19 protein-coding genes are annotated in these 25,697 nt (G+C 41.6%); 9 read left to right on the forward strand and 10 right to left on the reverse strand.

Annotated features, from left to right (window positions below; translation table 11 throughout):
- The first annotated feature begins 153 nt into the window (after positions 1-153).
- Positions 154-2,034 (forward strand): gamma-glutamyltransferase family protein, encoded by a 1,881-nt coding sequence (locus tag DBR40_RS14165; RefSeq protein WP_124560399.1) that lies wholly within the window; start codon positions 154-156, stop codon positions 2,032-2,034.
- A 2-nt stretch (positions 2,035-2,036) separates the two neighbouring features.
- On the opposite strand, the gene DBR40_RS14170 is transcribed toward DBR40_RS14165, so the two are convergent.
- The 4 genes from DBR40_RS14170 to DBR40_RS14185 form a co-directional block, all read right to left on the reverse strand.
- Positions 2,037-2,519 (reverse strand): hypothetical protein, encoded by a 483-nt coding sequence (locus DBR40_RS14170; protein ID WP_124560400.1) that lies wholly within the window; start codon positions 2,517-2,519, stop codon positions 2,037-2,039.
- A 346-nt stretch (positions 2,520-2,865) separates the two neighbouring features.
- A complete protein-coding gene (locus DBR40_RS14175) occupies positions 2,866-3,954 on the reverse strand; it encodes an acyltransferase family protein (RefSeq protein ID WP_124560401.1) in 1,089 nt (362 codons plus the stop codon).
- A gap of 122 nt (positions 3,955-4,076) precedes the next feature.
- Positions 4,077-4,688 carry a hypothetical protein gene (locus DBR40_RS14180; protein WP_124560402.1) on the reverse strand — a complete coding sequence of 204 codons (612 nt, stop codon included), beginning with the start codon at positions 4,686-4,688 and terminating at the stop codon, positions 4,077-4,079.
- A 15-nt stretch (positions 4,689-4,703) separates the two neighbouring features.
- Entirely contained in the window at positions 4,704-5,453 is a 750-nt protein-coding gene (locus tag DBR40_RS14185) for an AAA family ATPase (protein ID WP_233603894.1), read from the reverse strand.
- A 182-nt stretch (positions 5,454-5,635) separates the two neighbouring features.
- Here DBR40_RS14185 and DBR40_RS14190 point away from each other — a divergent pair, with 182 nt between their 5' ends.
- On the forward strand, positions 5,636-6,532 hold the full coding sequence (locus DBR40_RS14190) for a LysR family transcriptional regulator (protein WP_124560403.1): 897 nt from the start codon (positions 5,636-5,638) through the stop codon (positions 6,530-6,532).
- 70 nt (positions 6,533-6,602) lie between these two features.
- On the forward strand, positions 6,603-7,553 hold the full coding sequence (locus tag DBR40_RS14195) for a YeiH family protein (RefSeq protein WP_124560404.1): 951 nt from the start codon (positions 6,603-6,605) through the stop codon (positions 7,551-7,553).
- Between the two features lie 580 nt (positions 7,554-8,133).
- Here the strand turns inward: DBR40_RS14195 and katG are convergent.
- Positions 8,134-10,398 (reverse strand): catalase/peroxidase HPI, encoded by a 2,265-nt coding sequence (gene katG / locus DBR40_RS14200; protein ID WP_124560405.1) that lies wholly within the window; start codon positions 10,396-10,398, stop codon positions 8,134-8,136.
- Positions 10,399-10,748: 350 nt separating this feature from the next.
- Here katG and DBR40_RS14205 point away from each other — a divergent pair, with 350 nt between their 5' ends.
- Positions 10,749-11,438 (forward strand): DUF4397 domain-containing protein, encoded by a 690-nt coding sequence (locus tag DBR40_RS14205; RefSeq protein ID WP_124560406.1) that lies wholly within the window; start codon positions 10,749-10,751, stop codon positions 11,436-11,438.
- Between the two features lie 213 nt (positions 11,439-11,651).
- Entirely contained in the window at positions 11,652-14,288 is a 2,637-nt protein-coding gene (locus DBR40_RS14210; protein WP_124560407.1) for a TonB-dependent receptor, read from the forward strand.
- A 115-nt stretch (positions 14,289-14,403) separates the two neighbouring features.
- On the opposite strand, the gene DBR40_RS14215 is transcribed toward DBR40_RS14210, so the two are convergent.
- Together DBR40_RS14215 and ligD are read right to left on the reverse strand one after the other, a co-directional pair.
- Positions 14,404-15,174, reverse strand: coding sequence for a Ku protein (locus DBR40_RS14215; protein ID WP_124560408.1), 771 nt, complete (start codon positions 15,172-15,174; stop codon positions 14,404-14,406).
- Positions 15,175-15,415: 241 nt separating this feature from the next.
- The gene (gene ligD / locus DBR40_RS14220; protein WP_124560409.1) at positions 15,416-18,106 is read right to left on the reverse strand and encodes a DNA ligase D; all 2,691 of its coding nucleotides are present in this window, start codon (positions 18,104-18,106) and stop codon (positions 15,416-15,418) included.
- Positions 18,107-18,757: 651 nt separating this feature from the next.
- Here ligD and DBR40_RS14225 point away from each other — a divergent pair.
- The 3 genes from DBR40_RS14225 (at position 18,758) to DBR40_RS14235 (ending at position 22,112) form a co-directional block, all read left to right on the forward strand.
- Positions 18,758-21,199 carry a sugar-binding domain-containing protein gene (locus DBR40_RS14225; protein WP_124560410.1) on the forward strand — a complete coding sequence of 814 codons (2,442 nt, stop codon included), beginning with the start codon at positions 18,758-18,760 and terminating at the stop codon, positions 21,197-21,199.
- A gap of 133 nt (positions 21,200-21,332) precedes the next feature.
- Positions 21,333-21,701, forward strand: a complete 369-nt coding sequence (locus DBR40_RS14230; RefSeq protein ID WP_124560411.1) for a response regulator transcription factor — start codon at positions 21,333-21,335, stop codon at positions 21,699-21,701.
- Positions 21,702-21,770: 69 nt separating this feature from the next.
- The gene (locus tag DBR40_RS14235; RefSeq protein ID WP_124560412.1) at positions 21,771-22,112 is read left to right on the forward strand and encodes a hypothetical protein; all 342 of its coding nucleotides are present in this window, start codon (positions 21,771-21,773) and stop codon (positions 22,110-22,112) included.
- A 73-nt stretch (positions 22,113-22,185) separates the two neighbouring features.
- Here DBR40_RS14235 and DBR40_RS14240 read toward each other — a convergent pair whose 3' ends face one another.
- From DBR40_RS14240 to DBR40_RS14250, 3 genes are all read right to left on the reverse strand, one after another.
- Complete coding sequence (locus tag DBR40_RS14240) at positions 22,186-22,539, reverse strand: hypothetical protein (RefSeq protein WP_124560413.1); 354 nt, start codon at positions 22,537-22,539, stop codon at positions 22,186-22,188.
- A 65-nt stretch (positions 22,540-22,604) separates the two neighbouring features.
- On the reverse strand, positions 22,605-22,838 hold the full coding sequence (locus tag DBR40_RS14245) for a hypothetical protein (protein WP_124560414.1): 234 nt from the start codon (positions 22,836-22,838) through the stop codon (positions 22,605-22,607).
- Between the two features lie 27 nt (positions 22,839-22,865).
- Complete coding sequence (locus tag DBR40_RS14250) at positions 22,866-24,737, reverse strand: chloride channel protein (protein ID WP_166211366.1); 1,872 nt, start codon at positions 24,735-24,737, stop codon at positions 22,866-22,868.
- 189 nt (positions 24,738-24,926) lie between these two features.
- Here DBR40_RS14250 and DBR40_RS14255 point away from each other — a divergent pair, with 189 nt between their 5' ends.
- Complete coding sequence (locus DBR40_RS14255; protein ID WP_124560415.1) at positions 24,927-25,628, forward strand: Crp/Fnr family transcriptional regulator; 702 nt, start codon at positions 24,927-24,929, stop codon at positions 25,626-25,628.
- The last annotated feature ends 69 nt before the right edge of the window (positions 25,629-25,697 follow it).

Consider the following 25,697-nt stretch of genomic DNA (forward strand, 5'->3'; position numbering starts at 1 on the left):
TAAACCTAGATTTGTAAAATTATAGTCTCTTTTGGCGTTGGGATTGGGCTAAACGGCTTAGGTCTGTGATATACAGCCTGCTGACCACATATTGTAACAAACATGTTTGCATTATCTTGCAGGCTTGAATCGGTCTTTTTTTACCTTAGTTTTATGAAAAAGCTTGTTCTGTTTCTTTTATGCGGCATGGTAACTGCACGCACCATAGCCCAGCAAACCCAAAAACCCATGTTGTATGGCAGTAACTGGATGGCCATTACCGGAAAACCGATGGCGGCAACTGCCGGATCGATGATTTTCCAGCAAGGGGGCAATGCTGTAGATGCAGCCTGCGCCATGCTGGCCGCTACCTGCACCATGTGGGATACGCTAAGCTGGGGAGGCGAAACACAAGCACTCATCTACAATCCTAAAACGGGTAAAGTAATTGCCATTAACGCTATGGGGATTGCGCCAACAGGTGCAACAGTCGATTTTTTCAAAAGTAAAGGTTACAATTTCCCGCCTGAATATGGTCCGCTGGCAGCTACAACACCTGGTACACCTGGTGGATTAATTTACATGCTGAGCCAATATGGTACCATGAGCCTAGGGCAGGTATTGGCTCCATCCATGCAGATGGCGGCAGGTTATGCTATTGAAGCACAGGCAGTCAACAGCATTGAGCGCGATAAAGAACGCATTAAAACCTGGCCATACAGCAAAAAAGTATTTCTAACCCATCCTGACGAAAAACGTGAAGCACCCGCAGGAGGAGAAATTTTTGTTCAAAAAGACCTGCTTAGCACCTTAACCAAAATGGTTGAAGCCGAAAAAGAAGCCCTAAAAAAAGGAAAAAGCCGTAAAGAAGCTTTAATGGCCGCGTATGATCGTTTTTACAAAGGCGATATTGCCCGTGAGTTTGTAAGAGGCAGCAAAGAACAAGGCGGCTTAATTACCATGGAAGACCTGGCCAAATGGAAACCCGTTGAAGAAGCGCCCTTAACTACCAATTACAAAGGTATTGAGGTGTACAAATTACAACAATGGACTCAAGGACCCATGCTTTTGCAGGCCTTAAATATCCTCGAAAATTTTAACCTGAAAGAAATGGGTTACAACAGTCCGAAATATATCCATACGGTTTACCAGGCGATGAATATGGCCTTTGCCGACCGTGATTTTTACTATGGTGATCCCAATCAGGCACCTACAGAACCCATGAAAGGCTTATTGAGTAAAGATTATGCCAAACAGCGCGCGTCGTTAATTCAATTTGAAAAGAACGACGATAAAATTGGTCCTGGAGATCCCTATCCTTTTCAGGGACAAAAGAACCCCTACCTTAATCTGTTAAAAAGCCGTGGTTTTGAAATTGATACAACCAAACGCAACTTTGCCCCGAAACATGATTTAGGGAACTATACGCCAAAGGAAGTATATGAAGACCGCTTATGGAGGGGAACTACTTCTATTGAGGCTGCTGATAAAGAAGGTTGGGTGGTTTCGGTTACACCAAGTGGTGGCTGGTTACCTGCCTGCATTGCCGGCAATACGGGCATTGGCATGAGTCAGCGTATGCAAAGCTTTGTCCTAGACTCTACCCTAAACCCTTTTAATGTAGTAGCGCCGGGCAAACGACCAAGGGTAACCCTATCGCCATCATTATTTTTAAAAGACGGCAAGCCCTATGTTTCGGCAGCTGTACAGGGTGGCGATACGCAAGACCAAAACCTGTTGCAGTTCTTTTTAAATATGGCAGAGTTTGGCATGACGGTGCAAAAGGCGACCGAAGCCGCTAACTTTAACACTAACCAATTGTGGCTTTCGCTTGGTGGAAGCAAAACCGCAGACAGGGCACCAAAAGCAGGACAAATTTTACTCAACAGCAATACGAAAGAGGAAGTACGCACGGCCTTAAAAAATATGGGGTATATACTCAGTTTTGGCGATCGCACCAGTGGACCAATTAATGCCATTTATTTTGACCGTGAACACGGAAGTTTATGGGGTGGCTCGAGTAACCATGGCGAAGATTATGGCATTGGCTGGTAGCTTCAATCTTTCCAGCCGAAGCTATAACTAGCTTTAACAGGATGGGCGGTAAGTTCGAAATCTTCGCTAAAATCAGCGTTAAAAAGCTTAAAACTTACCGGCCATTCATCATTAAGCATAGTAGAAACAAACTTTGAGAATATGGTTACAAAACTTCTGAAACTCACCGCCTCTTTACAAATGATCAGGTACTCATGATCTGATTTAGTAACCACTTCGGCAATTACATTTCCCCAGCGCGACAAGAGCTTTGCAGGCAGCTGATGATAGTGCTGCGATTCGATCATTTTACTGATACCCTGCAACAAGGCATCAGATAATGGATTACCACTCAATTGCTGCCATTTACCATTCCACTTTTCTAAACTCCCCAATAGTTCTCCATCTTGTACCAAACGCCATGGCTCGTTCTGCGCAAACTGAATAAGCTGATAATGGCCTGATTTTTCATCATTTTGCGTAAAGAAATAATCTAACTCGATCATAATTATTTTGTAGGGACAAACAAACCTACAAAATAAATACTAAAAATAATAGTATTTCTATCAGAATCTTTTCTCCCGAAAACGACCACCTTTCAAATCCAATTCATGAATTTTAAACCACTAAAAATACTAATATCGTTAGTTTGAGAAAATGAATCTAACTGGTCACTATCTTAATTGCATCAACGCGTTATTAAAATTACAAAAGCTTAAAACTATTCAATTTATAATTCTTATAATCAAAATATTATAAAGTTTAATTAAAATACCAGATGAATACAAACAAGAGAATAATTACCAGTCAGAAATCGATATGATGATTAAAAAAAGGTGAATATTTGGTGATTTAAGCTTTCTTAAACATGATACTTTTAAGGTATTTCCGTATAGGAAGATCGACAAAAACAAGTATACCATAAGCCAGCAAAACCAGTGCAAATGTGCCTGTAGGAATGAGCCATTGCATAGTTGCCATAGTGGGCTTATTCACTTCGATATAACTTAAAAAGAGCCAAAGAAAAGGGTAATGGATTACATAAAGCGGATAAGAAATATCGCCTGAGGATTTGCAGATTTTGGCCAGCTTTGGTTGCAGTGTAGCGCCTGCCCCCAGGGCCACTAGAAAAGGAAAATAAATTATTATCAGAAGCGGATCGATAATGGAATTTGCTTTGGAAAAAGGGACAAGAAAAACCGCCAGAAGTAAAATCCCCATTGAAACGAAACCCAGTTTTGAACGAATAATCCATTTAGAACGGTACACTAAAATTCCGGCAAGGAAAGCATACAAAACCCTGATGCCCCCGCCTAAAAAATTATCGCCACCCCACCCTACGCCGAGGTAACCTGCCTTTTGCGCCTCAAACCCTAGCATTACCGCAGCAATTGCGGTTAGGAACCACAGTACCTTATTGGGCAATTTAATGAGCAGCACCGCATAAGCAATGTTGGCAATATACTCCCAAAATAACGACCAGGTTGGCGGATTGAGGTGAAAGAGATTAAAATAACGCTCCTGCACCAGCGGATAAGGCACCATAAAGCATGAAGAAAGAAACATAATAAAGGTTTGCCCAAAACCATAAACCGCCTGAAGATTACTAAATGGATCGAAAATGAAGGCAAACACCCCAATAACGGAACCGATAATTACGAGCGGATGCAGGCGGATGAACCTGAGTTTTAAGAAAGGAATAATACCCAGATCTGCTATTTTGTGATCGTAAGCATAGGCAATAACGAAACCAGAAAGGCAGAAAAAGAAATCGACTGCCAGGTAAGCATGTGCAATAAAGTTGTCTTTGTAATCGGGAGTAGCAAACTCCATAAAATGAAAAACGACGACTGCTACCGCAGCCAGTCCTCTGAGACCATCTAAAATTTCGAAATGCTGTTTGGTTTTTAACAGGCCATTTGGTGTAGTACTTAAGTTCATTGTGTTGTGTTGAACCACAATGATAATATTTTATCGAATGAACTTAACGGCAACGTTCCAAATAGAGACAAAACCAAGAAAGATTGAGATTCTTTAGCTAATCTCCGCATTCAGTAAAAAAGCTAAGCCATCATCTGCGGCACATAGCCAACAGCAAACATATTTACAAAGGATTTAGGCGTTAATACAGCTATTTTATCCAAAACGGGAAAAGTAACAGCCTTCTCGTAACCTGCTGGTGTCCACAGGTGCAGTTGTTTTTCTTTAATGAGGTAAGGATTATTTTGATAGGACACAAAAGTTCCGTCAGGCAACGCATCCAAACTTTCGTGGTAATAAACTTTAGTTTTATCGGCTGTGATTCTTTCCTGATGGAGGATATTATCAATTTCCGTTACCGCAGTTTTTATGTTGAACTGATACCCGGGATTGCCTTTTAGCCAAAACAATTTAAAACGCTGGTGATCTGCATAGCGACATTGAAAGCAAGGCCTGTGTCCGGCTGCAAAAGCAGTGGCCTCGTCTAAAAAGAAAAGCTCAGTCCAGTGATTGGGTTGCATTACCTCGCGGTGCCTGCCCCTAAATTCGAGCACACAGGTTATCCATGCTTTAACCTTAAACTGGCGTACAATTTCTTGAGTATTGTTGTGGATTACCCCACGGTTGCCCAGCCAGCTGCCTCTATGCCTGGTTTTAATAATCTCACCAAATGGATTTACCCGGTTTTGCAACATACCTGTGTTTGAATGCTAATTGGCCAGTATTTGGGTTTCTTCTACTTCGCTTAAAGTTGTTTGCAGCTCAAATTCACTGATTAGCACATCTTTAACCAGTCGATAAGCATGATCTTTGGCTTCGGCAAAGGATATACCATATTTGCGCTCAATGATCCGGATATGCTCTGGAAAACGCGAAAGCAGTTTATCGTAGTAAGCATCCAGCACTGCGTCGCCAGGCATGGTAAAGCTTAACCTAAGTTGAAAACGCCTTAACAAAGCCGGATCGATGAATGATTCGTAATTGGTGGCACAGATTAACAGCGTATTTTCAGGGAAATAGTCAATCATCTGGATCATGGTATTAACCAGCCTGTGCATTTCGCCAACATCTTTGTCGCCCTCGCTCCTTGCCTTACCTATCTGATCAAACTCATCCAGAAAAAGAACCGCTTTCTCCCTTTTGGCCTTATCGAAAACCATTTTAACATGCTGGGCGGTTTCGCCTAAGCGGGCGCTGATTACATTACTGAGATTAAGCACAAGCAGGTTCTTACCCAGTGCAGCCGCAATGGCTTTAGCTGTAGTAGTTTTACCACAACCCGAGCTACCATGCAACATCACTTTATTATTAACCGGCAATTCGTACTGGCGCAGCTGTTCTATGTAACTATGCTCTCTGATCAGCTGGTTAAGCATGGTTCGATTATATTCGTCTAAAAACAAATCGTTTAACTGGATCTGTTCTTTATCGCTTATAATCAGGTCGGTTATGTTCATCATCCCTTTTAGGTGTTATTGTGCTGCAAAAATAAAAATAAGCACGGATTTAATCGTAAACTGCAATAAACAGGCTAAGTATTTACATATCTTTAGCATATCAGCCAGCCTTTGGGTTAATTTACATGACTAAATCACATATTTCGTTAATTTAGCAGACTGCAAAAGCATAATCCGTATTTTAGATGTTTGACTTTAGACTGAAGGTTTTTTATATCGTGGCCAAGCGGCTTAATTTTACCAGGGCTGCTGAAGAATTATTTATTACACAACCCGCAGTTACCAAGCATATACAGGAGATAGAGGCTTTTTATAAAACCAGGCTTTTCGACCGTAATGGAACGAAAATTAAAATTACCCAGGCTGGCAATATCCTTTTGAAACACGCCGAAGCGCTAATAAACATCCACCGTAATATTGATTTTGAGCTTTCTACTCTCGCTAAAAACATCAAGGGAACACTTCGCATGGGAGCAAGTACAACCATTGCCCAATATTTTTTACCTAAATATCTGGCTTCTTTCCGACAGCAATTCCCTGATATAACCGTATCGCTTAAATCGAACAACACCGAAGCGATAGAAAACCTGTTAATTGAAAATAAAATTGACCTTGGATTGGTTGAAGGGCAATCTAAACGCCCGCACATTAAATATACGCCATTTGTTCAGGATGAAATTGTACTCTGTACCAGCAATACTAATCCGATGGTCAAAAAAACCACTATTAGTCTAGGTGATCTCCAGAAACTACCCCTGGTTTTGCGCGAGCCGGGTTCTGGTTCGCTTGAAGTAGTGGCTGCTGCACTGAAAAATGCAGGTTTAAGTTTATCGCAACTCAACAGGGATCTGGAACTGGAAAGTGCCGAAAGTATAAAGGCTTATCTCCTTAATACGAATGCTTTCGCTTTCCTGTCTATCCATGCCATACTCAAAGAGCTTAAAAGTGGTGAGCTAAAGGTGGTTGATGTTAAAGGGCTCGATATTACTCGTGTATTCTATTTCATTACGCAGCAGGGCGATACGCCCGACTTGCAGGAAATCTTTATCAAACACCTCGCCTCTCATAACCTTAAGTTATAACAGATAGCAATTATTCATTTCTAAACTCTCACTGGCTTACCCATCTTTGTCGTGTAAAAACAACAAAATCATGGATAATAAAATATTGAATAAATCGGTCACAGTTAGGGAAATCATCTTTTTTGCTTTTCTTTTATTGTGTCTGATGCCATTTATCTCTTCTCCTGTTGCACTTTTAATGGGAATTGTTGTGGCGCAATCTATCGGCCACCCTTTTTTACACCTTAACCACAAGGCTACACATATCCTGCTGCAATTTTCAGTAGTTGGACTTGGTTTTGGCATGAATGTAGATTCGGCATTGCAGGCCGGCAAAAGTGGTTTTACCTTTACCATCTTATCTATCTTAACCACACTGGTTATGGGCTATCTACTGGGCAGGCTTTTAAAGGTAGACCGCAAATCGTCATTTCTGATTACAGTTGGTACAGCCATTTGTGGCGGCAGCGCCATTGCTGCCATTTCTCCGGTAATTAAAGCGCAGGAAAAACAAATTAGTGTTGCATTAGGCACCATTTTTATCCTCAATGCCGTTGCTTTATTTATTTTCCCGCTTATTGGTCAAAGCCTGCAACTCTCGCAACAGCAGTTTGGGATTTGGAGCGCCATTGCTATTCAGGATACCAGCTCGGTAGTAGGTGCAGCCAGTAAATACGGCGCAGAGGCATTGCAAATTGCCACTACAGTTAAGTTAACCAGGGCCTTATGGATTATTCCGATTGCTGTACTTAGTTCGTTGTTATTCAGGAATAAGGGGGCTAAAATCAAAATCCCTTATTTTATTGGTTTGTTTGTAATGGCTATTGTGCTGAATACGTATTTGCCTTTTGTAAAAATTATTGGAAGTCAAATCGTACAGCTTTCTAAAGTTGGTTTAACGCTTACTTTGTTTCTGATTGGCTCGGGATTATCAAGAGAGGTATTTACTTCAGTTGGTTTTAAACCCATTTTGCAAGGGCTGGTTTTATGGATATTGATTTCGGCACCGGCGTTGTTGGCTGTGCTGTATTTGTTGGGTTAAGTTTTTTCGGGATCGTCATTTGCGAAAGCGGGAATCTTAATGCTAATTATTACGTTGTTTTTTACCATGTAAGGCATTTAAGAGCATTTAGATTTACAGGACGCCTATCTGCTTTTATGGTTAAGAAAAGTGAGCTAGCATTGTTTAACGAAGTTATTCCACTTACCTACCATTGACGCCAGAATAGAAGAATCGTCATTTCGACTGGAGCAAGCCAGTTTTTCACTGGCAGCGGAATGGAGAAATCTATAGAGACAGATTTCTCGGCTACGTTGCACTACTCTCGAAATGACGACCCCTGAGGGGCTGTCACTCAAATTGATTTTTATACAATAAATTAACTCTCCGGATGACAATGGCACATAAAAATATACTTTTTACCACCTAAGACATTTAAGGGCATTTAGGCTTATATGAAACTTACCTGCCTTATATGGTGAAGAAAAATAAACTAATACTGCTTAAAAAGTCCTTCGACAGGCTCAGGATGACAATGAAGTAAGTAGTACCTAATCGTATACATAAAAAAAGGATTGCCGCATGCAGCAATCCTTCGGTATTTACGACTAATTAAAAACTGTTAAGCCAGATCAAAACGATCTAAATTCATCACTTTGGTCCAGGCGGCTACAAAGTCTTTAACTAATTTCTGTTGACCATCAGTGCTGGCATAAACTTCGGCAATTGCCCTTAGTTCTGCATTTGAGCCAAATACCAAGTCGGCACGGGTAGCTGTCCATTTGGGTTGTCCGCTTTGGCGGCTGCTACCAATATATAGTTCTCTATCCTCAGAAGTGGCTTTCCAGGCCGTATTCATATCCAACAGGTTCACAAAGAAATCGTTGCTTAGCTGACCAGGATTTTGAGTAAATACACCATGCTTAGAACCATCAAAGTTGATATCGAGCACACGCAAACCACCAACTAGCACGGTTAATTCGGGCGAAGTTAAAGTTAACAAATGCGCTTTATCAATCAACAGCTCTTCTGTAGCCACAGGTACTCTTGGATTGCGGTAGTTACGGAAACCATCGGCAGCCGGTTCTAAATAGCCAAACGATTCTATGTCTGTTTGCTCTTGTGAGGCATCCATACGGCCTGCAACGAACGGAACAATTACGCCGTTTGTGGCACGCTCTACTCCTGCATTGCCAGCCAGTACAATTAAATCGGCCAGAGAAACCTTTTTATTATCTGTTTGACCAGCATTAAAATCTTGCTGAATGTTCTCCAAAACGCCCAATACTTTTTGTAACTGGACCGGATTATTTACCTTCCAATCTTTTTGTGGTGCCAATCTTATGCGAGCGCCATTAGCGCCACCGCGTTTATCGGAACCCCTGAAAGTGGCTGCTGAAGCCCAGGCAGTACCAACCAATTCCGAGGTAGTAAGGCCTGAAGCCAAAATTTTAGATTTTAGTGCGGTAACGTCACTTTCGTTAACCAAAGTGTGATTTACTGCCGGTATCGGATCTTGCCAAAGCAATTCTTCCTGTGGCACATCGGCACCAAGATAGCGCTCGCGCGGTCCCATATCGCGGTGTGTAAGCTTATACCATGCTCGTGCAAAAGCATCAGCAAAAGCATCAGGATTTTCTAAGAAGCCTCTTGATATTTTTTCGTAAGCCGGATCGAACCTTAAAGAAAGATCGGTGGTTAACATGGTTGGCAAATGTTTCTTTGCACTATCATAAGCATCAGGTATAACGGCTTCTGCATTTTTAGCTACCCACTGGTGTGCACCTGCCGGGCTCTTGGTTAATTCCCACTCGTATCTAAATAAGTTTTCGAAGAAATTATTGCTCCATTTGGTTGGCGTGGTTGTCCAGGTTACTTCCAATCCGCTGGTAATGGTATCTGCACCTTTACCCGATCCGAAACTACTGCTCCAGCCAAAACCCTGACTGGCAATATCAGCTGCTTCAGGTTCTTTACCCACATGATCGGCAGAGGCTGCACCATGGGTTTTACCAAAAGTATGTCCACCTGCAATTAAAGCAACAGTTTCTTCGTCGTTCATGGCCATGCGACCAAAAGTATCGCGAATATCTTTGGCTGCTGCGATTGGATCAGGGTTGCCATCTGGTCCTTCGGGATTTACATAAATCAAGCCCATTTGTACTGCAGCCAGTGGTTTTTCTAAATTACGCGAATGGATATCACCATCGGCATCATCGTCGGTTACCACTACGCCATGTGCTTTATCGGCACCATCAGAGCCATGTGCATAGCGTAAATCGCCGCCTAACCAGGTTGTTTCTGCACCCCAGTAAACCGATTCGTCAGCTTCCCAGGCATCTTCGCGACCTCCGGCAAAGCCAAAGGTTTTAAAGCCCATTGATTCTAAAGCAATATTGCCGGCGAGAATCATTAAATCGGCCCATGAAATTTTATTACCATACTTTTGTTTAATTGGCCAAAGTAACCGACGCGCCTTATCTAAGCTCACATTATCAGGCCAGCTGTTTAAAGGTGCAAAACGCTGTAATCCGGCTCCTGCACCACCTCTACCATCACCCACACGGTAAGTACCTGCGCTATGCCAGGCCATACGGATAAATAAACCACCATAGTGACCGAAATCTGCAGGCCACCAATCCTGCGAATCAGTCATCAAAGTATGCAGATCACTTTTCACAGCTTCCAGATCTAAGCTTTTAAAAGCCTCGGCGTAATTAAAATCAGGATCAGAGGGATTTGATAAAGCTGAATTCTGACGGAGAATATTAAGTTTTAACTGCTTTGGCCACCAGTCGTTATTTCTGGTACCGCCACCACCTACATTGTTTTTCATGCTGCCGTTATGGAACGGGCATTTGCTGATATCGTTCGGGTCTTTTTCCATCTTTAATATTATGATTTGTTAGTTTAAATTTATGAACTGATATAAAATTAAGGGATTCCTGTCAATAATCACAATCACATAATTCTATGTGCAAATAGTTAAAATCTATTACCTTATGGAAGTGCCTCTGCCTGTACACATTCGCATAAACCCTTTGGTAAAAGTTTGAAGAAAAAACAGATGAGATACCATCAATTCCGCTAACAACTCCATTTAAGCCTTTAGCAGGTAAAATTTAAACCAAAGATTATCAGCATCTAATGCGCCCATAAACCAATCCAATCTGATTCCTTGTAGCAAAAAGATACCCGTACCCGTTTCTATGGCGAAACAAAATCCCTATCTCTATTATGAAAAAAACAGTAAATTATTTGAAGTATGTCATGGCTATAAGCCTACTAGCCCTTAGTTTTACTTCCTGCAAAAAGGACAGCAAAACTGATCAACCTGTAGCTACAACCGCTACCCTATCGTTCAACAACGGCCTCGATCTTACAGGTAAATTCGACTTCTACGTTAATGGCATTAAAAAAGCGAGCCTGGATGCCCTGCCCCACAGCGATTACAACGAAGTACCTGAAGGAAAATTAACAGTTAAAGTAAGCAACACAGGTTCGTCAGCTACACTTGCCAGTGCCGATTTTACCCTTACCGCAGGTCGCAATTATTCGGTATTTATTTGCGGTACAGCAAGCGCGCCCACGCTGGTTTTAACCGAAGATAACCTTAACGTGCCCATAAAAGACAGTGGAAAAATCCGTTTTGTTAACTTAAGTCAGGGCGCAAAGGGGCTTGATTTAAACGTGCGTGGAAAACAGCCTGTATTTAGTAACCTGGCTTATAAAAGCGCTACCAATTTCGAAAACATGGCGGTAGCTGCCGAAGTTGACTTCGACTTACGCGAAACCGGAAATAACCAGGTGCTCAATAGCCTTGAAAAGGTAAAAATCGAAAACGGAAAGATTTACACCATTATTGCAACCGGCGACAGAAGCGAAAATAGCGCCAATGTTAAAATGACCGCTATTACCAATAAATAAAGGACGTGTAGCTTATTCGAAAAGCCTAAAAAAAGAAAATCGTCATTGCGAGGAAGAACAGCTGAAAAAGGCATTTCGCAATGACGATCCTCTACTCCTGTGCATCACATCTTACTTTATCATATATCCTTTACAGAACAATCGGTAACATGTTGATTACGCGCCACAGCTTTTAAAAGCCTGTAGTGTACCTTTATAGCACACAAATGTATTATGAAGTTTTTTATTAAGTCGGCCTGGCTGCTGCTCCTGCTTGCAGGATTTTGCTTAAACAGCTTTGCCCAAAATTATTCGGTTAGGGGCATCGTGCTCGATACTGCCGGCCAGCCTTTACCCGGAGCTGTAGTTAGAATTAAATCGAAAACCGATAGTGTTGGCATCTCAGCCAATCCGGATGGCACCTTTATCATTGCCAAAATTAAATCCAAACAGTTTACCTTATCGGCTGCCTTTATTGGTTACGATACTTTTACCAAACAGTATCTGATAGAAAAGGGAAATAGCCTTACTATCGAAAACATTAAACTAAAGCCATCTTCCAATACGCTCGATGCTGTTGTGATATCGGGTGTTCCCCCAGTAAAAGTAACAGAAGATACGGTGAGTTTTAATGCCAAAGCCTTTCCGGTGAGAGAAGGTGATGCTGTAGACGAAGTACTTAAAAAACTGCCTGGTGTAAAAGTGGATAAAGATGGTAATGTAACGAGTCAGGGTGCGCCCATAACCAAAATACGGGTTAATGGAAAGGATTTCTTCGGCACGGATGTGGCAACTGCGATTAAAAACCTGCCGGCTGATATTATTAAAAACCTGCAATTTATTGATGACTATGGTGATCAGGCTAAATTAACCGGCATTAAAACCGGCGAACCCGAGAAAATCCTGAACCTGACCATCCAGGAAGATAAAAAGAAAGGATATTTTGCCCGTGCTTCGGCGGGTGTGGGTAATGCCGACCGCTATAACACCAGTATAAGGGGTAACAGCATGAAAGGCGAAAGACAACTTTCGTTTGATGCGACCTCGGCCAATGCCAATATGCGTGGCGGCGGTGGCGATGGAGTAACGACCAGAAACGCAGTTGGCTTAAACTTCAAAAATGAGTTTAGCCCTAAACTTTCGCTTGATGCCGGTTATAACTTTAACAACGACCGCAATAATACCATCAGCACCACTTACACGCAGAACATTTTACAAGATGCCGGGCAAAACATCAATCGCCTCGAAGATGCACAAAACAACAACAAGAGCGATAACTATAGTCACTGGATGGGCGGTAACCTCGAGTATAAAATTGATACGATGAACTACCTGAAGATTTCGCCAAACTTTAACTATAATACAGGCATAGGTAACAGTACGGGTGGATCGTTGGTTACACAGGATACATTATTTACGCGCCGCGAATCGACCAATGCAAACAGTTCGAATAGTTTTAGTGCCAAGGCAAATATTTTTTATAACCACAAGTTTGCGAAAAAAGGGCGTAACCTGAGCAGCTGGAGTAACATTAACTACTCTAACGGGGGCAATAACAGAAATGGGTACAACCAGTACATTAATATGCATGGCAGTAAAACCGATTCGTTAATCCAAAACCAATTAAACAATCAGGATAACAATAACTTCGGTTTAAATGTTGGCGCATCGTACATGGAGCCTTTATGGCATAAAACTTTTATCGAGCTTAACTACAGCTGGAACCGTACTTCGACCAACAATGCAAAAGAAACATACGATGTAATGGCTGGTAGTCAGGTTTTCAACCCACAGCTAAGCAATATTTATGATTATCAGTTTGTAACCAACAAAGTAGGTATGAACTACCGTTACATTGGCGAAAAGTTGAATTATACCGTTGGGATTAATGCCCAGCCGGCTGTTTTAACCGGACAGAACCTGAGCCATAATGTTAAAACCGAGAACCGCACTTTTAACCTGATCCCATCGGGTAGGTTTTCTTATAAATTCTCAAATCAGCAGTCGCTTGATGTAAATTATTGGGGCAGAAATAACCAACCAGGTTTTCTGCAGTTACAACCAATTACCGATAACTCGAACCTGCAGAATGAAATTACCGGAAACCCCGATTTGAAACCGGAATTTGTACACAGCGTTAACGCCCACTACAAACTGGCCGACTGGAGTGCAGGTAAAGTGATTCTGGCTAATTTCAGATATGAACGAACTGACGACAAAATTGTAACCACCAAAGCGCGTGTACCCGGTACAGTAAATCAGTTAACAAGCTACACCAATACCGATGGCTACTACACTATACAAGGTGATTACAACATCAGTAAACCGCTATCGGCTGAACGGAAGTTTACCATCGGGTATTCGGGTTCGGGACAATTGAACAACAACATTTCTTTTACCGACAATAGCAGGATTGAAGCGAAAAACATTTCGTGGCGACAAGAACTGGAGTTCAGGGTAGACCTGAAGGACATTACCAATTTCGAGATAGAAACCTCTTATTCTCAAAACCTAACCAGCTACACCAACACAACTTTGAGCAACCGACAATCGAACCGCTTTGAGTATGGCATTGAAGGCCGTAACTATTTCTTTAAAGATCTTACCCTGGGTTACGATTTCAGCAAGCAGATTAATAATGGATTCAATAACGGAGCCGTTCGCAATCCTACCCTGTTACACCTGTCGATGGAGTACAAATTTATGAAAAACGATATGGCAGCTATCCGTGTAGAAGGATTTGATCTTTTTGATCAGAATTCGGGCATTTCGAGAGATGTATTTGATAACGTAATTGTCGACAGGCAGGTAAACCGCCTTGGTCGCTATTTTATGTTATCGTTAATTTACCGGGTACGCAAGTTTGGTTAATTAGCCAGCCTGAAACCTGATAGCAATCTTAATATATTGTAGCCTGCCTTTATGGTAGGCTACAAATGTTTACGGGGAGCTGGTCTCACCAAATTGCATCTCCATGCATTTAGTCTTAAGCTCCTTTTTTTGCTCCTAAGCTTTCCATTAACTGCTCGTAAAGATCATCGCTAACTGCCTTTTGTGGTTTCATTTTCTTTACTGTAGCCCGCTTACCTTTGGCCTTGGCTTTAATAATTTTAAACAGTTCGTCGCTATACTCGTCTTTAAATGCACCTAAATCAAATGCCGAACTGTACTGTTTAATTAAGGCCAGTCCAACATCCATCTCTTTCTTAGTGATATTGATGTCCTCTACCTTATTAATTTCAGATAAGCTTCTGATTTCTTGCTGAAACCGGATTTTGGTAACCACGATAACATTTTCCATTGGGTGTATAACGCAGAGATTTTCGGTATTGCGCAATACAAAACGGGCTACTCCTGCTTTTTTCGATTTCACCAATGCTTTTAAAAGTAAGGCGTATGCTTTTTTACCCTGCTTTTCAGGTTCTGTATAATAAGAAGTTTCGTAATATATAGGATTAATATCCTGGATATCGACGAAATTCTCGAGTTCAATAATCTTCGTTTTCTCAGGGGCTGCTTCTTCCAAATCATGTTTATCTAAAACAATGTAGCGGTCTTTCAAGAAGTAACCTTTCACAATTTTATCAAAGGGCACCTCTTTATGTGTTTTTTCGTTAACGCGTAAAAACCTGATTTTTTCATGGTCGCGCTCATCCAGCATATCTAAATCTAAATGACTGTTTTGCACACCAGAAAATAACTTAACGGGGATATTAACCAGCCCAAATCCAATTGAACCTTTCCAGATCGATCTCATAATTATATTTTAAGCTTCAATACTAACAGTCAGGCAAAGCCGATTGTTTTGAGTTGTGGATTAGCTACAGATTAAACGATCGTCCTCCTGAACTTGTTTCAGGACCTCCCGTTTTAATGGCTCTATTTAAGGATGAAGAGATGCTGAAACAAGTTCAGCATGACGCACCAGGGCCATCTGTATCGGTCGGTGTGGACACCAACCGATAGCGTTAGGAGGTGCAGAAGACCGATAGGAAAAACTACTGAAATTGCTGCTTAGCTTTTTGAATGGCTTTTTTCAGATCGATCCCTTTGCCGAGCACACCTTTAAAAAGATCGCCTTTTTCCTTTAATCTAGCCATGGTATTAAAAATGCTAAAATCTTTCATCTTCAAGCCTGGCTTTACCTCATCCCATGCTAATGGCGTAGAAACAGTTGCACCAGGCTTTGGCCTTACCGAATACGGGCCAGCAATAGTCGCGCCTGGGCGGTTTTGCAAAAAATCGAGATACATTTTCCCTTTCCTGGCGGCAATACTACGCTCAAGTGTCGTAAATTCGGGCAAAGCAGCATGAACAGCCTCTACAACAATGCGGGCAAAAAGCTGGGTTTGCTCATAGGTGTACTTCGCTCCCATCGGAATATAGATGTGAATGCCTGTCGATCCGGAGGTTTTAGGAAAACTGGGAACGTCAATAGCATCAAGCACTTCCTTTACCTGCAACGCTGCAACAATTACCTGATCAAAATCCTGTTGATCGGGATCGAGATCAATCACACAATAATCAGGATAATCGGGCTTTTTAGCCCGCGAAAACCAGGGATTGATTTCAATACAACCTAACGATACCATCCATAAAAGCGTTGCCAGATCGTTACCTAGCAGATATTCCTTTTTTTCTCCATCGCCGGTTGAGTAAGGAAAAGTTTTAGCCCAATCGGGTGCCTTGTCTTTAACATCTTTCTGGTAAAATGGCTTGCCTTTTATGCCGCCCGGAAAACGGTTTAACGATTGTGGCCTATCTTTTAAATATGGCAACATGTATTCGGCAACATCGGCATAATAATTCAGCAAATCGCGCTTGGTTATCCCCTCACCAGGCCAGTAAACTTTAGAAAGGTGATTAAACTCGAGGGTTTTCCCTTTTATTTTAATTTCCTGTCTATCTCCTTTAGCATTCAACAATTCGCTTGAATCCATTTTTGATACCTCTTTATTCACTAATTTTTTATTATCATCTAGCTCAATAATCTCTTCAGTAGGTCCTGCTTTTTCTCTTATTACTTCTCTAGCCTTTTTATCTTCGCGCATGCCCTTGAATGAGGGATGCCTGAACACACCTTCACTGGTGATTTCGATAAATTCAACCTCAGCAACCAGTTCAGCTTTCATCCAGGTAATTTCTGCATCAGGCTGCATGCGTTGAAATCTCGAACGCTTATTTACATCCGGAACAACTTCGAACGGACTCTTTTTGCTAATGTAGGGCTCGAACATTTTCATCATCTGTTTTTGTTGCTGATCTGAAAATCCTGTACCTACCTTGCCGGCAAAGCTTAGTTTTCCTTTTTTGTACACGGCCAGTATAAGCGAGCTGAAAGATTTGGAAGTATCTTTGTTTTTGGTAAAACCTGCAATAATCACCTCCTGTCTTTTGTTGATTTTTATTTTGAGCCAGTCTTTAGACCGGTTGTTTAGGGTGTAAACAGAAGATTTACGTTTGGCCATAATTCCCTCCAGCCCTATCTTTTCGGCAGCCTTAAAAAACTCAATTCCACTGGTATCAAATACTTTAGAAAGACGGATACGATCATTAGTTTTAGGCAATATCTCCTTCAATATGGCCTGCCGTTCTACTAAAGTAAGTGCGGTAAGGTCTTTGCCTTTGTACCACAAAATATCAAAAACACAATAAATCAGCGTTCCATCGGTTTCGTTCCTCCAGTTTTGAAGCTGGCCAAAGTTCGAAACGCCCTTATCATTCAATACCAGTACCTCTCCATCTAAAACTGCATTGAGCTTCAACGATTTCAGCGTCTCGTATATGGGATAGAATTTTTCGTTAAATGATTTTTTATTTCTCGAAAGCAGCTCTACATCATGTTTGTTCAAAAAAGCAAGCGCCCGGTAACCATCCCACTTCACTTCGTATTGCCAGTCTTCATCATCAAAAGCGCTATCAACCAAAGTGGCCAGCATGGGTTTTACGTTTTTCAGCATAGCCAATTTAGGTGCATTTCGAAGCAGCTTGGCAACATCAGGTGCCACATCCTGCCCTTGATCCAAATCCTTATCTTTTTTATTCTTAACAACTTTAGCTAATTTATCAGTACTCAGCTTTTGCTCCTTCCCCGATTTCCATACTTTTTCACTCGTTTCTTCCATTACTGCCAGGGTTTTCCCCGACAGTACAGATTCATCCAGCTTAGTAATATCCTTTTTAGAAGCATATTCGTCATCATGCTTAATCAGCAGCCAGGCATGCTCGCCCATGCCTTTGGTTTTTACCAGCGCAAACTCCCCGTTTAATTTCTGGCCGTGCAAACGCACTTTAACCGAACCTTTAGCCAGCTCTTTAAGCAAATTATTCTCCTGTGCTTTCTTCCCTTTAATATCGGTTATGGTTTCGTACCAGCCCTGATCCCAAACAATCACAGTTCCGCCACCATATTCTCCTTTCGGTATAATCCCTTCAAAATTGCGGTAATCGAAAGGATGATCTTCTACCATCATGGCCAGGTGTTTAATCTTAGGATCCAGCGAGGGGCCTTTAGGTACTGCCCAGCTTTTCAAAACACCGCCCATCTCCAAACGGAAATCGTAATGGAGCCTGGAAGCATCGTGCTTTTGCACCACAAACATCAACCTTTTACTGTCTTTACTTATCCCCGCCTTAGGTTCAGTAGTCTTTTTAAAATCCCGTTTTTGATTGTACGCCTGTAAACTCATACTCTTTTGCTTAAACCAAATATTAAATTGCCATTAAACCGAAACGGCTTATCAAAGAAACCTTTTCGATCAAATAATGGTTTTTAAAATCTGATAATTCGAGCCCAGGTTAGCGCCTAATAATCTACATAGCTAAAGTAAAAATTGATTTCAAATTATTTTTTTACTTTTTTTCATCAAATGTCTTCTTAATGTCATTTGAAGTTTATATCTTGAAAACCTAAACTAAAAACTTCATGGATGACAGAACCAACCTAATCATCGGCGTATTCTCACTACTTTCTGGTTTCGGTATTTTGATCGAATTACTTCGTAACAAAGGCCGAGAAAGGCGGTTTTAAGTTTAAAGGGCCGAATAGATTTTTTTATTCGGCTCAAAAAACACTAAATTTTAAACACCGATCTACTCATCACTGGTTCAGAACTTCTCCTCTCTCTCTTAAAAACATCAACACGCTATAGGCTGTAATCTATCCAATACAAATACCCTTTTCGAGGTATTATTACCCTTTTACAGATAAATCAACTATAATTCATTAACCATCAGATCACTTGCTTTAAACAGTAAAATTGTATTTTAAATTTTAAACGTACATATAACGCTTATTATTTATATCTTCATGCTTTAACCAGGTCTAAATCCATTCTACAATGAAAAAATATGCTTATCCAGGTTTTTATTATTCAGCTGTAACCGTCTTGTTGATGCTTATTGCACTAAAATCAAGTGCACAACAAGCATTTAATGGCAATAAGGAGCTGTTTGATTATGGATGGAAATTTAATTTGGCAGATAAATCAGATAACTTCAGTACACCTGAATTTGATGACCGAAACTGGCGCGCGCGCGATTTGCCACACGACTGGAGCATTGAGGGCAGAATAGATGCAAAAAACCCAATGGGTAATGATGGTGGATACTTTCCGGCAGGCATAGGTTGGTACAGAAAAGCCTTCTCTATACCAGCGAACTGGAAAAATAAAAAGGTATCTATTTATTTTGAAGGAGTTTACATGAATGCTGAGGTTTTTATAAATGGCAAATCGCTTGGTGTTTACCCTTACGGATATTCTTCATTTACCTACGATCTGAGCCCATATTTGAAATACGGCACTAAAAATACCATAGCGGTTCGCGTAGATAACGCGCAACAAAAAAATTCGCGCTGGTATAGCGGATCGGGGATTTACCGCCACGTATGGCTCATGAGCAAAGATCCTGTACATTTCGATCAATGGGGTATTTTTGTAACTACGCCAACGGTAAGTGCCAGTAAAGCTATTGTTCGGGTTGAGGCTAAGCTAAATAACGATACCGACCAACCTAAAAACGTGGCAGTATCCATCTCAGTTTTTGATAAAAGCCACCGCAAAGCCGCAACCAAAACCATACAGGTTAAATTGCAGCCCCGCAGTTCCAACAGCATAACCGAAAATTTAGCACTGAATAATCCGCTTTTGTGGGATATAAAAGCACCAAACCTGTATTACGCAATAGTTGAGATTAAGGATAATAAAAAGCTATTAGACAAAGAAATACAAAATTTTGGTATCCGATCTATAAAATTCAGTCCAACGAAAGGATTTGAGCTGAACGGCAAAACAATAAAGCTAAATGGTGGCTGTGTGCACCACGACAATGGAAGTCTGGGTGCGGCAGCCTTTGACCGCGCTGAGGAAAGAAAGGCTGAGCTGTTGAAAGCAGCAGGTTTTAACGCTATACGTACTTCCCATAATCCACCCTCGCCGGCTTTTTTAGATGCCTGCGATAAGCTTGGTCTATTGGTTATTGATGAAGCGTTTGACGGATGGCGCACCGGAAAAAACAAATATGACTATGCTTTATATTTTAACGATTGGTCTGAACGCGATATTGCGGCAATGGTTAAACGCGATCGCAACCACCCCGCCATCATTATGTGGAGCATTGGCAACGAGATTATTGAGCGAAAGGAAGCCAAAGCAGTTGAAACAGCTAAACTACTATCGTCCTATGTAAAGAAACATGATCAGACCAGGCCAGTAACTTCGGCGATGACCACCTGGGATAAAGACTGGGAAATGTTCGATCCGCTAATGGCAGCCCACGATGTGGCCGGATATAACTACCAGTTGCACCATGCAGCTGCAGACCATACGCGGATACCCTCACGTATAATTGTACAAACGGAATCCTATCCGAGAGATGCTTTTACCAACTGGGAGCTGGTACAGCAAAACAATTATATCATCGGCGACTTTGTCTGGACTGCAATGGACTACCTTGGCGAATCCGGAATTGGGCGTTATTATTATCCCGGCGAACTGGAAGGACAACATTGGGAACGTGATTTATTTCCATGGCATGGTGCCTATTGTGGCGACATTGACCTAACCGGCTGGAGGAAGCCAATTTCGCACTACCGAAGTATGTTATACAATGACAACGAGAAAATTTATATGGCAGTAAAAGAGCCGAATCCGGCTAATGGTGTAATTAAAGAAACCATGTGGTCGGTTTGGCCATCGTGGGAAAGCTGGACCTGGCCAGGCTGCGAGGGCAAGGAAATACAGGTAGAAGTTTACAGTAAATACCCTGCTGTACGGCTGTATCTGAATAACAAGCTGATTGGAGAAAAAACAACAACCGTAAAACAACAATTTAAAGCAACCTTTCCCCTGGCCTATCAGCAAGGCCAATTAAAAGCTGTTGGAATACTAAATGGCCAGGAAAAAGAAGCTGTTATTTTAAGTACCAGCGGTCAAGCTGCACAGATAAGGTTAAAGGCTGATAGAAAAAGGCTTTACGCAAATGGGCAGGACCTTTCTTTTGTTACAGTAGAAATAGTAGACAAGCAGGGTAATATCAGGCCTGATGCAAACCATAGCCTAACTTTTAAATTATCGGGAGCAGCAACTATCGCCGCAACAGATAACGCAGATCTTAAAGACATTACACCTTATACTTCTAATACTAGAAAGCCCTGGAACGGACGTGCAATGGTGATTGTGAAAAGCTCGGATAAAGCAGGAAACATTAAACTGCAGGTAAGTTCGCCAGGGCTTCCGGATGCCTGGCTAGAACTAACTTCGATCAATAAAGGGCGTAAATAAAAGGATATTATATTAGTGTGCAACAATTATACTACTCAAAAAATTCGTTTTGTAAGCTTTCTTTGACTATATTGTAATATCCTTAAAATATTCCCGACGGACATATGGGATCTATCTTTTTCGGAGGACTGCCATGAAAAAGATATTTCTTCACGAACCCGACCTGGCTATTTTCGAAATTATTAGCCTTATATTAGCCGATGAGGGTTGCCAGGTAAAAACGCTTCCATACTGGGATGGTGACCTAGCTACCGCTGTGGTGAGTTATGGTCCCGATCTGATTATTATGGATTGTTTTCAGGACCTTCTGCGGCCTGCCCGGTTATGCAGAGTTATACGTACTTTGTGCCCTCAAACCGCACTCATTGCCTCTAGCTGTAATACAGATATAGACCTTACTTACCGAAAAATGGGCTTTGATACTTATTTGCGTAAACCTTTTGATATAGCTCGACTTATAACAATCGTTAACCGCTACACTCCTGTGGCTGCAAATTGTTAAAAACCTAAAATTGGTTAAATCATTTAGATATCTTAAGGCTTATCGCTCAAAAAATAAAAATGGATAGTAATGATTGTTTCAGGATTGTTAAATTTGCCGCCTGAAAGAACCAACCTGTTATTGGCTGGGATACCAATTATTACGCATTATAAAATGGAAGAAAACGATTTTGTTGCTATCTGGCTGGAAGAAACCGGAAACCCTGCTATCGAACGCTTATCGCAGCTAAACCTTGCTGTTGCTGCAAAAACTGCAGCCGCAATTGCCAATAATGAGTTATCAGAACAAGATCTGGCCATTGCATTGGATGTTAACCCTGATGAAATTAAAAGATGGCTTACAGGCAGACATACCTTCAGCATGACGATCATTACTGAAATAGCTGCAAAATTGGAGGCATATACAGGTTAAAACCGAAAAATACCTGAGCAGTATACACTCTGGTTCGGTAGGATAATTGATCGAAGTGAATCTATGCTTTAAACTAGCTACTCTTTGAACGAAAAAGAAACGTTTTAGTAGCTTTCAGCATTTTCGAAAAACCAACCAAAATCTCATCAACTGTCCAGTAGCGTTGCTGTTCTGCGTTTACCAACTGAATTCCTTTTAAACCAAAGGGCTTAGTGGTTACTGCCAATACCCTGATATGGGTTTCGTCGCCATCGTTATAAACCCTGCAGGATATCTCTTCATCAATATGATATTCAATATCTGTTGGCCACGGACCAGCCACACCCCAGGCGGCGGTATGGGCATCATCGGGGCTAAAGGTTAAAGTATATCCTTTGGCTTTGAGTTGCGCTATGGCTTCTTCAAGCGCATTATTGTCCGCTATCATATCATTTGGGCTGATTAATACTTTGTAAACCTGTTAATTGAAAGTTGCAAATAGCCCCATTACGATTAGGCTATCCTCGACTTTTTCTGGTGCCAGGTAGCAATATTAAAAATAAGCCCTAGTGCAATCAGCAGGCCTCCAGTAAATTCTGGCCAGGGAAACGAACGGATTCCATTGATGTTGATGGTCCAGGGGTGAGAATCGACCGGATTGATTGCATTTAGCTGCCCTCCTGTTAATAAGGTAACGACCAGCAACACTGAGCCTCCAATCATCAGGTAATAACTTGTCTTTTTCATATTCTTTAATTAAATAACATTATACCATTAAACTCTCCGGTCGGCCATCATTTTTTTGCCCTTCACAATCATCTTTTTGGCTTGCCTATCCATCGAAAGGTTTCTGCCAATCCTGCTCTCCTTCTCCTGATTTGTGCTGTAGGCCCTAACAATATCTTTATAGCTTAACAATCCCTCGAATGATGTGCCGTCTCTACCACTAACCACTGCCACAAAATCATTCCCTGTGCTGTGCATTAATTCTAAAGCTTTCCTAACGGGTTCGTTTCCTTTAATCTGCTCATCTTCTGATTTGATAATAGCTGTGATACTGGCCATATCCTCTTTTACCCATTGAAAAATATCCAACACTGAAATCGTGCCCATATAAGCTCCTGCTGTATCCCGCACCGCATATTGGTTTTCTTTAGGCGGATTTGCCACAAAATATTTCCGCACCTCGGCAATGGTATTATATGAACTGATAAAAACCGGACTACGATCCATCACCTCTGTAACGCGTAATTTTAACAGCAGATCGGGCTCATAGCTATCTGGTGTATGAATTCCCCTGCGGGCAATTTTCTCGGTCATGATGGTATTCTTCATTAAAAACACAGAAACGAGATAAGCACCAGAGCAGGCACCAAGCAATGGTAACAGCCCTTGTATTTGCTGGGTAGATTCGAGTGCAAAAAGAATACTGGTTAAATAAGCCCTCGAAGCACCGGCAAACATGGCCGACATGCCTACCAACGCCGACATCGGAATACTGATAGCTAAAGCTGGAAAAGCAGCATGCAGCAGGTAACCCAAAGCTGCGCCGGTTGCACCACCAATAGTCATTAAAGGTGCAAGTGTTCCGCCCGAAGTTCCGCTACCCAAAGCAATAGCCCACGAAATAAATTTAAACAGGCATAACGAAAGAATAACCGAGATGGAGAGTTGCCCGCTTAAGAGCGAAATGATATTATCGTAACCTACACCCAATGTACGCGGTGCGAAATAGCCCACAACACCAACTGCAAGCCCACCTATTGCCGGCCACCAGGTCCAGTGTAAGGGCAAATGCTCAAAGGCATCTTCGACAAAATAAACCACCTTAGTAAGCCCCAGTGATGCGAGCCCTACCAGAATCCCGATGAGACTGTAAATACCCAACGCTGCATTTGACGGTGCCGAAAGCACAGGCATGGGAAACACAGGTCCTGCTTCGAAAAGCAGATGGTGTCCTGCCGCTCCTGTAATACAGGCAAGTGCCACTGGTATAATTGCCCTCGGAGAAAATTCGAACAATAACAGTTCGATGGCAAGAAATACCGCGGCAAGCGGTGTACCAAAAATGGCCGACATGCCCGCAGTTGCCCCTGCAGCCAGGATAATTTTACGTTCAACAGGGCTTACAGTAAATAACTGCCCCAGCGTAGAGCCCAATGCGCCACCGGTAGCGATAATTGGTCCTTCGGCCCCAAATGGCCCGCCAGTACCAATTGCAATTGCAGAAGATACAGGTTTTAATATGGCTATTGAAGGTTTTATTTTACTTTGATTAGTAAGTACCTGCTCCATGGCTTCCGGAATACCGTGCCCCCTAATCGCTTTCGATCCGTAGAAGGCCATAAAGCCTACTATTACCCCGCCTATAACCGGAACAATGATCACCAGTAAACCAAGGTGGTTATCGGCAGGACTATGAAAACTGAAATCAAACTGCTGGTAAAAAGAAATATTGGTTACCAGGTTAATTAGCGATACCAGCACTTTTGCGATGAAAGAGATTCCGATGGCTACACCAACCGAGAGCATGGATATAAATAAAAGGCGCTTTTTTGAGCTTTTCTCTTTGTGCTTACCCATTTTAAACTTACCGAAAATGCCAAGCGCCGGCGATATTGGTATGATATTTTTTATCTTATTCATTTCATTATTTGAGAATGAGACAAAAGTAGAAATAAAAAATAAGAACAAAGCATAAAATATATTTTAAACAATATTAATAAAGAATCAATAAATAAATTAATACAATTTTATATATTATTAAATATGTTTTAAAATATTAAACACTGATAAATTAATAATTGTATTTTTGCCCTTAGCAAGACCCTGAAGATGAAAGAATGCAACAATGCCTGTGACCTAAAACGCTGTTACCTGTGCAGTCGTGTAATAGCGGACTGGCTGCCTGCGGTTTCCCAGCAGAAGAAAAACTTCCAGATCAAAAAAGGCGAACAGCTTTTTTCAGAAGGAGATGCAGTAAACGGTATCTTTTTTGTTTACTCAGGAACAATTAAAGTGCATAAGAAGTGGGATAACGAAAAGGAACTGATTATACGCTTCGCCAGATCGGGCGATGTAATTGGCCACCTTGGATTAGGCAAAAACCCCGTTTATCCGGTTTCGGCTACTGCGTTAGAAGAGGCAATGGTTTGTTTTATCGACCTCCAGTTCTTTAGATCGAGCCTACGGGTTAATCCGGATTTTACCTACGAGCTTATGCATTTCTTTGCGGCCGAACTTCAGGAATCGCACGAGCGGATGCGCAACCTGGCCCACATGTCAGTAAAAGGTAGAATTGCTAACGCCATCTTATCCTTACAATCTCAGTTTGGCACCGATACTTCGGGCGCTATAGATATTGATATTTCCCGTCAGGATGTAGCTTCCTACTCTGGCACTACATACGAAACGCTTTTCAAGATTTTTACAGAATTTAGTAAAGGCGGTAAAATTTCGGCGCAGGGCAAACGGATCAGTATTCTTGATACTCCCTTCCTTCAGCAAACTGTAGCAGCTGATAACCAGAAAAACTGATCTGCAAATGATAAGCGAAAGCATTAAAACCGCATTCATTTTTATCCGAAAAATCAGCCGTCTGACCTA

It is taken from the genome of Pedobacter sp. KBW01 (assembly GCF_003852395.1).
GTDB lineage: Bacteria > Bacteroidota > Bacteroidia > Sphingobacteriales > Sphingobacteriaceae > Pedobacter.

Bases quoted from the DNA above. Each gene is read 5' to 3' on its own strand.
- DBR40_RS14230 (WP_124560411.1), top strand. From the start codon at position 21,333: ATGAAAAAGATATTTCTTCACGAACCCGACCTGGCTATTTTCGAAATT.
- DBR40_RS14240 (WP_124560413.1), bottom strand. From the start codon at position 22,539: ATGATAGCGGACAATAATGCGCTTGAAGAAGCCATAGCGCAACTCAAA.
- DBR40_RS14165 (WP_124560399.1), top strand. From the start codon at position 154: ATGAAAAAGCTTGTTCTGTTTCTTTTATGCGGCATGGTAACTGCACGC.
- DBR40_RS14205 (WP_124560406.1), top strand. From the start codon at position 10,749: ATGAAAAAAACAGTAAATTATTTGAAGTATGTCATGGCTATAAGCCTA.
- DBR40_RS14175 (WP_124560401.1), bottom strand. From the start codon at position 3,954: ATGAACTTAAGTACTACACCAAATGGCCTGTTAAAAACCAAACAGCAT.
- DBR40_RS14185 (WP_233603894.1), bottom strand. From the start codon at position 5,453: ATGATGAACATAACCGACCTGATTATAAGCGATAAAGAACAGATCCAG.
- DBR40_RS14210 (WP_124560407.1), top strand. From the start codon at position 11,652: ATGAAGTTTTTTATTAAGTCGGCCTGGCTGCTGCTCCTGCTTGCAGGA.
- DBR40_RS14170 (WP_124560400.1), bottom strand. From the start codon at position 2,519: ATGATCGAGTTAGATTATTTCTTTACGCAAAATGATGAAAAATCAGGC.
- DBR40_RS14245 (WP_124560414.1), bottom strand. From the start codon at position 22,838: ATGAAAAAGACAAGTTATTACCTGATGATTGGAGGCTCAGTGTTGCTG.
- DBR40_RS14250 (WP_166211366.1), bottom strand. From the start codon at position 24,737: ATGAATAAGATAAAAAATATCATACCAATATCGCCGGCGCTTGGCATT.
- ligD (WP_124560409.1), bottom strand. From the start codon at position 18,106: ATGAGTTTACAGGCGTACAATCAAAAACGGGATTTTAAAAAGACTACT.
- DBR40_RS14235 (WP_124560412.1), top strand. From the start codon at position 21,771: ATGATTGTTTCAGGATTGTTAAATTTGCCGCCTGAAAGAACCAACCTG.
- DBR40_RS14180 (WP_124560402.1), bottom strand. From the start codon at position 4,688: ATGTTGCAAAACCGGGTAAATCCATTTGGTGAGATTATTAAAACCAGG.
- DBR40_RS14255 (WP_124560415.1), top strand. From the start codon at position 24,927: ATGAAAGAATGCAACAATGCCTGTGACCTAAAACGCTGTTACCTGTGC.
- DBR40_RS14190 (WP_124560403.1), top strand. From the start codon at position 5,636: ATGTTTGACTTTAGACTGAAGGTTTTTTATATCGTGGCCAAGCGGCTT.
- DBR40_RS14215 (WP_124560408.1), bottom strand. From the start codon at position 15,174: ATGAGATCGATCTGGAAAGGTTCAATTGGATTTGGGCTGGTTAATATC.
- DBR40_RS14195 (WP_124560404.1), top strand. From the start codon at position 6,603: ATGGATAATAAAATATTGAATAAATCGGTCACAGTTAGGGAAATCATC.
- katG (WP_124560405.1), bottom strand. From the start codon at position 10,398: ATGGAAAAAGACCCGAACGATATCAGCAAATGCCCGTTCCATAACGGC.
- DBR40_RS14225 (WP_124560410.1), top strand. From the start codon at position 18,758: ATGAAAAAATATGCTTATCCAGGTTTTTATTATTCAGCTGTAACCGTC.